We start from the raw sequence: 3,202 nt of genomic DNA on the forward strand, positions 1-3,202 counted from the left end.
GCACTTGGCCGGTCAGATTGCTGGCCATCGCATTGACGCTGTCGGTCAGGTCCTTCCACACACCGCTCACGTCGCCCACTTGCGCCTGGCCGCCCAACTTGCCTTCCGTCCCCACTTCTCGCGCGACTCGGGTGACTTCCGCGGCAAAGCTGCGCAATTGATCCACCATCGTATTGATGGTGTCCTTGAGTTGGAGGATCTCCCCGCGCACGTCGACCGTGATCTTTTTCGACAGGTCACCGTTCGCCACCGCGGTGGTCACATCGGCGATATTGCGCACCTGGCCGGTCAGATTGCTGGCCATCGCATTGACGCTGTCGGTCAGATCCTTCCAGGTACCGGCGACGCCCGGCACGACCGCTTGCCCGCCCAGCTTGCCTTCCGTCCCCACTTCCCGCGCCACCCGCGTGACTTCCGATCCGAAGCTCCGCAGCTGATCCACCATCGTGTTGATCGCTTCTTTGAGCTGGAGAATCTCTCCGCGCACGTCGGCGGTGATTTTCTTGGATAGATCGCCGTTCGCCACCGCAATTGTGACGTCCGCAATGTTCCGCACCTGATTGGTGAGGTTGCTCGCCATGGAATTGACGTTTTCCGTCAAGTCTTTCCACGTGCCGGCGACACCCGGCACGACCGCCTGCCCGCCCAACTTCCCTTCCGTCCCCACTTCCCGCGCCACGCGAGTGACTTCCGCGGCGAAGGCATCGAGCTGACGGACCATTTCATTGACGGTTCTGGCGGTCTTGAGAAATTCACCTTTAAGGAGATGATCTTCCGTTTCGAGCGCGACGATTTGTGTCAGATCTCCCTTTGCCACTCCGCCGATCACTCGAGCCATGTCGTTCATGGGACGAACGAGATCGTTGATAAGGCCATTGAATGCTTCGATTTCAGATTTCCAGGCTCCGGTCGCATCCGGGATCGATACACGCTCGGAAAGGCGCCCTTTCTTGCCCACGGCGTGACTGACTCGTTTGATCTCCTCGATGATTTTGCCGTTTTGCTCAATGATGACATTCAATTCGTCGGCTATCTTGCCGCCGATCCCGGTCCACTCGACGGGAACCTGCACGGTGAAATCCCCTCTCCTGACCGACTTCAAAACCCTCAACAGCTCTCGCGGATCAAGCTCCGCATCGCCGCGAGATCCGTTCTTCAGCAACCTCTTGCTCTTCAACGGCATTCTGCTTCTCCTGGGTGCCCGGTAGCGACGAATGAATTATCGAGGCGAACGCACCCGTGCTGTCAGCCGGAGCATCCGCGGCTTATAGGCGTTTAGAAGATGGAATGGTACTAGAATGACCCCTAGTGCCTCAACCGCCGAACGGGAGTGTACCTTATAGGCCCGATTGGTTCCGGCCGGCTGTTGCCCATGCCATTTCTAGGGTATTCACCCGTATGATCCGTGCATGGGCGGAGTATAGTCGAGATAGGCGCTTGTAATGGAAATATTGTGAACACATAGCGGAAACGTTATGAGACACAATCTAGACATTGCAAGGCCTTAGAAGCTCCGCTTTCGAAAGAACGCGGAGCTTTTTGCGGTCGACGAAGCCTTTGCCGGATAGCGGTACCACTTGTCTTGAATGCGCCGCATCCCAGGCAGACGGAACGCCCGTCGCCCGATCCCTATCCGCTGGAAATAACCCAACTTTTCGAGAATCATGAACGAACGTGAACGGAGTCTCTGGTACAAGAACGCCGTCTTCTACGGTCTCGATGTGGCGACATTTCAAGACTCCAACGGGGACGGGATCGGCGATTTTCCGGGCTTGATCAGCCGATTGGATTACTTAGCCGATCTCGGGGTGACGTGTCTGTGGCTGTTACCCTTTTTCCCCTCTCCCAATCGCGACAACGGATATGACATCACCGAGTATTTCGGCGTCGATCCGAGACTCGGGACGTTCGACGAATTCCGGCTATTCGTGCGCCAGGCCGGGGAACGGGGAATTCGCGTATTGATCGATCTCGTCATGGACCATACCTCCGACGAACACCCTTGGTTCCGGGCCGCCCGGCAGGATCCGGCGTCCCGATATCGACGCTACTACACGTGGACGAATAGTCCCCCGCCTGTTGAGCCGGGAAAAGGCAACATCTTCCCCGACCAAGAATCTTCGGTGTGGACCTTCGATGAGATCGCCGGTCAATACTATTACCATCGCTTTTATCATTTCGAGCCGGATTTGGACGTGATGTGTCCGGACGTGCGGGACGAGATCAAACGCGTCATCGATTTTTGGCTCTCGTTCGGCATCTCAGGGTTCCGCGTGGACGCCGTGTCTCACATGATCGAATCCCCCATCCCTATCGCCGACCCTGACTTGATGCACGATCCCCATCGAGTGCTGCGCGATCTGCGGTCATTCGCGTCCTCCCGCAGAGCCGATGTGGCGTTGCTCGGCGAAGCGGACGTGAGACCGGAGGAGCTGGCGGCTTTTTTCGGTGGAGGGGCGGAATTGCACTTATTGTACAATTTTTTCTTGGATAATTTGTTGTTTCTTTCATTCGCGACCGGCCGTGCCGAACCGATCGAGCGGGCGCTTCGCCTCTCCCCTGCCGTTCCCGACGAATGTCAGTGGGTCAATTTCTTGCGCAATCTCGATGAACTGGACCTCGAACGGTTGACCGACGAGGAACGCGAACAGGTCTACGATGCCTTTGCGCCCGAGCGGGAAATGCGGATCTTCGGTCGTGGCATCCGCAGACGTCTTGCTCCGATGCTGAACGATCCCCGCAGAGTCCATATGGCATTGAGTCTCTTATTTTCATTGCCGGGGACGCCGATGTTGGTCTACGGAGATGAGATCGGCATGGGCGAAAACCTGTCGTTGGACGGCCGCCATGCGGTGCGTACACCGATGCAATGGTCCTCGGCACGCCATGCGGGTTTTTCCACCGCCGCCCAACGGGATTTGACGGCGCCTGTCGTGACCGACGGACAGTTCAGTTATCGGCGCATCAATGTCGGCGCGCAAGCCGCGGACCCGGACTCAACCTTGAACGTCGTGAAACGGCTCGTCCGGATTAGACGCCAATGCCCGGAATGGGGATGGGGAACGTGCCGGACGCTGACGACCGGAGAGCCCGGTATTTTGGCCCACTCTTGCGAATGGAAGGGTCAGTGTTTGATCGCGGTTCACAATCTGACCGATAAACCGGGGTCGATCCGTCTCGACCGCGCGCCGGGAACGGCCCT

At 57.8% G+C, this 3,202-nt stretch carries 2 protein-coding genes; one reads left to right on the forward strand and one right to left on the reverse strand.

The window, feature by feature from the left end:
- Positions 1–1,183, reverse strand: a 1,183-nt coding sequence (locus tag ACOSYY_RS11630; RefSeq protein WP_421662548.1) for a HAMP domain-containing protein, incomplete at its 3' end; no start/stop codon positions are given.
- 481 nt (positions 1,184–1,664) lie between these two features.
- Between ACOSYY_RS11630 and ACOSYY_RS11635 the strand changes: the two genes are divergently transcribed.
- The coding region (locus ACOSYY_RS11635) for an alpha-amylase family protein (protein ID WP_421662550.1) at positions 1,665–3,202 on the forward strand (1,538 nt) is incomplete at its 3' end.

This window comes from Nitrospira sp. BLG_2 (assembly GCF_049222245.1).